Here is a 6504-nt window from a genome sequence, read left to right on the forward strand (position 1 = left end):
CGACGCCCGGCCGCCCCGCGACCCCTCCGCCCTTCCGACGCCTTCACCGCCGCCCGCACCCGACCGCGCCGCCGCCGCGCCGCCGCCCGGGTCCGCGCGGCCCGACAGAGAGCACCGCACGATGACCCAGCCCACCCCGCAGCGCCACGCCGTCGTCATCGGCGGCAGCATGGCAGGCCTGCTCGCGGCCGCCGTCCTCGCCGAGCACGCGACGGTCACGATCATCGACGCCGACGACCTGCCCGAAGGCCCCGAGCCCCGGCGCGGCCTGCCCCAGGCCCGCCACGTACACGTCATGTGGTCGGCCGGGGCGCGCGCCGTCGAGGAGATCCTGCCCGGCATCACCGGCGCGTGGACGGCGGCCGGCGCGCTGCGCCGCAGTCTGCCCACCGACCTGGTGTCGATGACCGCGCGGGGCTGGCTCCCCAGGGGCGGCGAGACGCAGTTCAACATCTCGTGCAGCCGCGACCTGCTCGACTCGGTGGTCCGCCGCCGGGTGACCGCGCTCCCCGGGGTGACGGTCCTCCAGCGGAGCCGGGTGCGCGCCCTGGAGGGCACCGCCGCCCGGATCACCGGCGTCCGCGCCGACACCCCGCAGGAGGAGGGCCGGCTGCTGCCGGCCGACCTCGTCGTCGACGCCGGCGGGCGCGGGTCCCGGGCCCGCGCCTGGCTGGAGGCGCTCGGCGTGCGCGGGCTGCGCCAGGCCGAGGTCGACTCCGGGCTGGTCTACGCCACCCGCATCTTCAAGGCTCCCGAAGGCGCCCACGAGATGGGGTTCCCCATCGTCAACGTCCAGTCCGACCCGCGGATGCCCGTACCGGGCCGCACCGCCACGATCGTCCCGATCGAGAACGGCCTGTGGCAGGCCACCCTGTCCGGCACCCGCGGCGGCCGGCCCACCGACGACCCCGAGGCCTTCGTCCCCTTCGCCAAGAGCGTCCGGGACCCGGTGGTCGGCCTGCTGCTGGAGGGCCGCGAGCCGGTCACCGACGTCGCCGTCACCCAGGGCACCGCGAACCGCCGGGTCCGCTTCGAGAAGGCGGACCTGCCCGACGGCTTCTTCGCCGTCGGCGACTCCGTCGCCACCTTCAACCCGCTCTACGGCCAGGGCATGACCGTCGCCGCCCAGGGGCTGCTCGCCGTACGCGCCCTGCTGCGCGCCGGAGGCCTGGCCCGGCCCGGCTTCGGCAACGCCGCGCAGCGCGCCCTCGCCCCGCAGGTGGCCGCCGCCTGGGAGCTGGCCACCTCGCAGGACATCCGCTACCCGGGCGCCACCGGCATGCGGCCGAAACCGGGCGCGGGGCTGCTCGACGCCTACGTCGGCCGGCTCGTCGCGGGGGCCGGCACCGAGGAGCGGCTCACGACCGCCTTCTTCGAGGTGGTCACCATGTCGAGCCCGCCCGCCGCCTGGTTCCGGCCGGAGGTGGCCTGGCGGGTGCTGCGCGCCTCCGGCAGGGGCGCGCTGAAGGCGGCGCCGCTGACGGCGGCCGAGCGGACCGTGGCGGGCCTCGACGGGGCCGGCGCGGCCGGCCGCTCCCGGTGAAGCAGGGCCTGCCGCTCTACCTGGCGGGATCCGTCATGGTGCTGGCCCTGCTGATCAAGGCCCCGGCGCTGCGCCGGGGCTGGGACCAGCCGCTGATGCGGGCCGTGTGCGCGCTGCTGGTGGTGGGCTGCCTGCTCACCTTCCTGGCGGCCCCGCCGTCCCTCGCGGCGGTCAACGAGCTCACCGGCGTCGTCAACTTCGCCGCCCCGCTGGTGTACGGCGTGCTGACCGCCTTCTCGGGGGCCTCGATCGTGCTGATCCTGCACTGGGCGGGCGGTCCGGCGGCGCAGCTGCGGCGGGCGACCTGGGTGACGGTGGGGGTGTTCGGCGCGGTCACCGTGCTGATCGTGGCGCTGTTCGTGATCGGCGACGCACCCGTGGAGCGGCTGCGGGACCTGGACACGTACTACGCGAACACGCCGTGGCTGCGCGAGATGATCGTCTGCTACCTGCTGGCGCACACCGCGGGCAGCGCCGCGATGAGCCTGCTGTGCCTGAAGTGGATGCTGCGGGTCGATCCCGCGCTGCGGCCGCTGCGCACCGGGCTGGCGCTGCTCATGCTCGGCGGGGTGATGGACCTCGGCTACCTCGTCGCGAAGTGGCTGGCGGTCGGAGCGCGCTGGGCGGGTCACGACTGGGACGGCCTGTCCACCTACGTCGCCCCGCCGCTGGCCTCGGCGGCGGCGCTGCTGGTGGGCACCGGGTTCATCGTCCCGATGGTCGGCGGCTCGGCGGCCTGGCGGGACTTCAGCCAGTACCGGCGGCTGCGCCCGCTGTGGAAGGCGCTGCGCGGCTTCGCCCACCGCAGCGTGGCGACGGTCCCGCTGACCTGGTGGTCGCCGGTGGGGATCCGGCTGATCCACCGCGAGTCGGTGATCGACGACGGGCTGCTGGCGCTGGCGGGCTGGTTCGACCCGGCCGTCCGGTCGGCGGCGTACGGGGCCGCGCGCCGCCAGGGCCTGAGCGAGCGGGGCGCCGCCGTCGTGGCGGACGCGGCCATGCTCGCGGACGCCTGCCGGGTACGGGCCGCGGCGGAGGGGGCGGGCGCCCCCGCCGCGTTCCCCGCGGACCCCTCCCCGTGCCGTCCCGACGGGCATCCGCTGGCCGCGCTCGCCCGGGAGTTCCGCAGCTCCCCGATCGTGGCGGGGGGGCCCCCCCGGGGGGGGGGGGGGCGGCCCCCCGCGGGGGGGGGGGGCCGCCCCGCCCCCGGGGAGCGTGCGTGCCAGGCCCCACCGGCCGGGAGGGACCGTGACGACACGGCCTGGCGGCGGTCGCCCGCTCAGAGCTCCGCGAGGTCCAGTCCGGCCTGGGCGGCGGCGGCCTGCACGGTCTGCTCCAGCAGCACCGCGATGGTCATCGGGCCGACGCCGCCGGGCACCGGGGTGATCAGGGAGGCGCGGGCGGCGGCCGACTCGAAGTGGACGTCGCCGACGTTGCCCTCGTTGTAACCGGCGTCCAGGACGACCGCGCCGGGCTTGATGTCCTCGCCGCGGATGAACTCGGCCTTGCCGACGGCGGCGACCAGCACGTCCGCCTGGCGCACGATCGAGGACAGGTCCTGGGTGCGGGAGTGGCAGTAGGTGACGGTGGCGTTCTGCTCCAGCAGCAGCATCCCGGCGGGCTTGCCCAGGATCGCGCTGCGGCCGACCACGACGGCGTGCTTGCCGGTGAGGTCCACCTCGTACTCGGCGAGCAGGCGCATGATGCCGCCGGGGGTGCAGGAGACGAAGCCGGGCAGGCCGAAGCCCATGGCGGCGAAGGAGTGCATGGTCACACCGTCGACGTCCTTGCCCGGGGCGATGGCCTCGAAGGCGGCGCGCTCGTCGATGTGGTGCGGGACGGGGTGCTGGAGCAGGATGCCGCTGATCTCCGGGTCCTCCGAGAGGGCGGTGATGGCGGCGACGAGCTCCTCGGTGGTGGTCGCGGCCGGCAGCTCCACGTGGCGGGAGGTGATCCCGGCCTTGGCGCAGCGGTTCTGCTTCATCCGTACGTAGGTGACGGACGCGGGGTCCTCGCCGACGAGGACGGTGGCGAGGCAGGGCGCGGTGCCGGTGCGCTCGGTGATCTTCGCCGCGAGGGCGGCGGTCCGCTCCGAGACGCGGCGGGCGAGGGCGGTGCCGTCCATCAGCTGGGCGGTGGCGGTGGGGGCAGTCGTCACGGGGTCTCCTGAACGTCGCTGCGGATCGCGGTTCGCCCAGGCGCGCGGCAGACGACGTACGGACCGTACGGACGTACGCCGGGCCGCTCCCCGGTGGTGATCCACCCGAACGCCAGTCACGGCCCGGGGTCCACTGTAGTCGACATAACCGGTGGTCGACCGGGGCCCGGCCTGGGACGATCGGGACATGACACGCACTTTCGACCATCTCGTCGCGGAGGCGGAGTCCGTCTCCGTGGACGGCTGGGACTTCTCCTGGCTCGACGGCCGGGCCACCGAGCAGCGGCCCTCCTGGGGCTACCAGCGCCTGCTGGGCGAGCGCCTCGCCCGCGTCGGTTCCGTCCTGGACGTCCAGACCGGCGGGGGCGAGGTGCTCGCCGGGGCCGGCCCGCTGCCCGCCCTGACGGCCGCCACGGAGTCCTGGCCGCCGAACGTCCGGCGGGCGACCCGGCTGCTGCACCCGCTGGGCGCGGTCGTGGTCGCGGACTCCGACGAGCCGCCGCTGCCCTTCGGCGACGAGGCCTTCGAGCTGGTGGTCAGCCGGCACCCGGTGACCATCTGGTGGGACGAGATCGCCCGGGTGCTGTCACCGGGCGGCACCTACCTGTCACAGCAGGTGGGTCCGGCCAGCGTCTTCGAGCTCGTCGAGTACTTCCTCGGCCCGCAGCCGCAGGAGGTCCGGCGCGCCCGGCACCCCGACGACGCGGTCGCCGACGCCGCCCGGGCCGGCCTGGAGGTCGTCGACCTGCGCTCCGAACGGCTGCGGACCGAGTTCCACGACATCGGAGCCGTGGTCTACTTCCTCCGGAAGGTGATCTGGATGGTGCCCGGCTTCACGGTCGGGCAGTACCGGGACCGGCTGCGGGAGCTCCACGAACGGATCGAACGCGAAGGTCCGTTCGTCGCGCACACCGCCCGCTTCCTCATCGAGGCCCGCAAGAAGGCCTGCTGAAGGGGCGGACGGATCCCAGCCGGATCGGTTGCGCGGCCACAGCGTGGCGCAGGTCACTCAATTCAGCGCGTAACGAATCGACTCGGGCATGCGATGAACCGACAGGTGTCCTCGCGCGGCCCCGGAATACAGACCCCCTTCGGTCTGTTTCCCGAGTCCGCGCGATGATGTCCCGCCCACTCCTTATCTGTTCGCAACGAGAGGCTCCTTGTGTCGCTCAGCCCGTCCCGTACGTTCCCTCCGGAGATCGCCGAATCCGAGGCCCTGGTCGCGCTCGTCGAGCGCGGCCGCGAGCAGGGTCACATCAACGGTGACGATGTCCGCCAGGCCTTCGAGGCCGGCCGCATCCCGGTGGACCAGTGGAAGCGGGTCCTGCGCAGCCTGAACCAGGTCCTGGACGAGGAGGGCGTCGCCCTCCACGTCAGCGCCGCCCCCGCCACCAAGGCTGCTGCCAAGAAGCCCCGCAAGGCAGCTGCCGCCCCGGCCCGCACCGTGACGAAGAAGGCGGTCGCCCCGCCGCGCCCCATCGGCGCGCGCAAGGCCTCGGCCACCGCCCCGGCGGCCGCCGCCGCGGCGATATCCGCTCCGTCGGCCGCCGCCGGGCAGGAGGTGACGGCCGAGGCCGCCGCCGAGCCCAAGAAGCGCGCGGTCAAGAAGACCGCCGCCAAGAAGGCCACGGCGGCCAAGAAGACCGCCACCTCGAAGAAGGCCGGCGCCAAGGACGCCGACGACGCCGAGACCCCGGTCGTCGAGGGCGAGGACTGGGCCGTCGAGGACCTCGCCGAGGAGGCCGAGGAGGAGGCGCCCAAGGCCGGCGGCGCCCAGGGCTTCGTGCTGTCCGACGACGACGAGGACGACGCCCCGGCCCAGACGGTCATGGTGGCCGGCGCCACCGCCGACCCCGTCAAGGACTACCTGAAGCTGATCGGCAAGGTGCCGCTCCTCAACGCCGAGCAGGAGGTCGAGCTCGCCAAGCGCATCGAGGCGGGCCTGTTCTCCGAGTACAAGCTCGAGGAGGAGGAGGACCACAAGCCCGCCTTCAAGCGCGAGCTGGAGATCCTCGTCGAGGACGGCCGCCGTGCCAAGAACCACCTGCTGGAGGCCAACCTCCGCCTCGTCGTCTCCCTGGCCAAGCGCTACACCGGCCGCGGCATGCTCTTCCTGGACCTGATCCAGGAGGGCAACGTCGGCCTGATCCGCGCGGTGGAGAAGTTCGACTACACCAAGGGCTTCAAGTTCTCCACGTACGCGACCTGGTGGATCCGGCAGGCGATCACGCGTGCCATGGCCGACCAGTCGCGCACCATCCGCATCCCCGTGCACATGGTCGAGATCATCAACAAGCTCGCCCGCGTGCAGCGCCAGATGCTCCAGGACCTGGGCCGCGAGCCCACCCCGGAGGAGCTGGGCAAGGAACTCGACATGACCCCGGAGAAGGTCATCGAGGTCCAGAAGTACGGCCGCGAGCCGATCTCCCTGCACACCCCGCTGGGTGAGGAGGGCGACAGCGAGTTCGGTGACCTCATCGAGGACTCCGAGGCGGTCGTCCCGGCCGACGCCGTGTCCTTCACCTTCCTCCAGGAGCAGCTGCAGTCGATCCTGGGCACGCTCTCCGAGCGTGAGGCGGGCGTGGTCTCCATGCGCTACGGCCTCAACGACGGCCAGCCGAAGACCCTGGACGAGATCGGCCGCGTGTACGGGGTCACCCGTGAGCGCATCCGCCAGATCGAGTCCAAGACCATGTCGAAGCTGCGCCACCCGTCGCGTTCGCAGGTGCTGCGCGACTACCTGGACTGATCCCGCCCGGTACCGCGAGACCCCCGGGGGCCCGGCGGCGGGGGGGGGGCCCCC

Annotated in this window: 4 protein-coding genes, 1 pseudogene and 1 riboswitch; of the genes and pseudogenes, 4 read left to right on the forward strand and 1 reads right to left on the reverse strand. The window is 73.9% G+C overall.

What is annotated here, in order from left to right:
• Window positions 1–121 precede the first annotated feature (121 nt).
• Window positions 122–1543: an FAD-dependent monooxygenase gene (locus AB0D45_RS29600; RefSeq protein ID WP_362464629.1), complete on the forward strand. Its 1422-nt coding sequence runs from the start codon at window positions 122–124 to the stop codon at window positions 1541–1543.
• Window positions 1544–1578: 35 nt separating this feature from the next.
• A pseudogene (locus AB0D45_RS29605) lies at window positions 1579–2661 on the forward strand (MAB_1171c family putative transporter); the annotation flags it as partial.
• Between the two features lie 161 nt (window positions 2662–2822).
• Here the strand turns inward: AB0D45_RS29605 and AB0D45_RS29610 are convergent.
• A complete protein-coding gene (locus AB0D45_RS29610) occupies window positions 2823–3668 on the reverse strand; it encodes a bifunctional 5,10-methylenetetrahydrofolate dehydrogenase/5,10-methenyltetrahydrofolate cyclohydrolase (RefSeq protein ID WP_362464636.1) in 846 nt (281 codons plus the stop codon).
• A 60-nt stretch (window positions 3669–3728) separates the two neighbouring features.
• Window positions 3729–3831: riboswitch (ZMP/ZTP riboswitch) on the reverse strand.
• Between the two features lie 57 nt (window positions 3832–3888).
• Here AB0D45_RS29610 and AB0D45_RS29615 point away from each other — a divergent pair.
• The gene (locus AB0D45_RS29615; RefSeq protein WP_361611177.1) at window positions 3889–4653 is read left to right on the forward strand and encodes a methyltransferase domain-containing protein; all 765 of its coding nucleotides are present in this window, start codon (window positions 3889–3891) and stop codon (window positions 4651–4653) included.
• Window positions 4654–4863: 210 nt separating this feature from the next.
• The gene (locus AB0D45_RS29620) at window positions 4864–6450 is read left to right on the forward strand and encodes an RNA polymerase sigma factor (protein ID WP_361611175.1); all 1587 of its coding nucleotides are present in this window, start codon (window positions 4864–4866) and stop codon (window positions 6448–6450) included.
• The last annotated feature ends 54 nt before the right edge of the window (window positions 6451–6504 follow it).

It is taken from the genome of Streptomyces sp. NPDC048352, from assembly GCF_040651895.1.
Lineage (GTDB): Bacteria > Actinomycetota > Actinomycetes > Streptomycetales > Streptomycetaceae > Streptomyces.

What these genes read in the sequence shown, in the direction of transcription:
- AB0D45_RS29610 (WP_362464636.1), bottom strand. Translation starts at nt 3,668, where the DNA reads ATGGACGGCACCGCCCTCGCCCGCCGCGTCTCGGAGCGGACCGCCGCC.
- AB0D45_RS29615 (WP_361611177.1), top strand. Translation starts at nt 3,889, where the DNA reads ATGACACGCACTTTCGACCATCTCGTCGCGGAGGCGGAGTCCGTCTCC.
- AB0D45_RS29600 (WP_362464629.1), top strand. Translation starts at nt 122, where the DNA reads ATGACCCAGCCCACCCCGCAGCGCCACGCCGTCGTCATCGGCGGCAGC.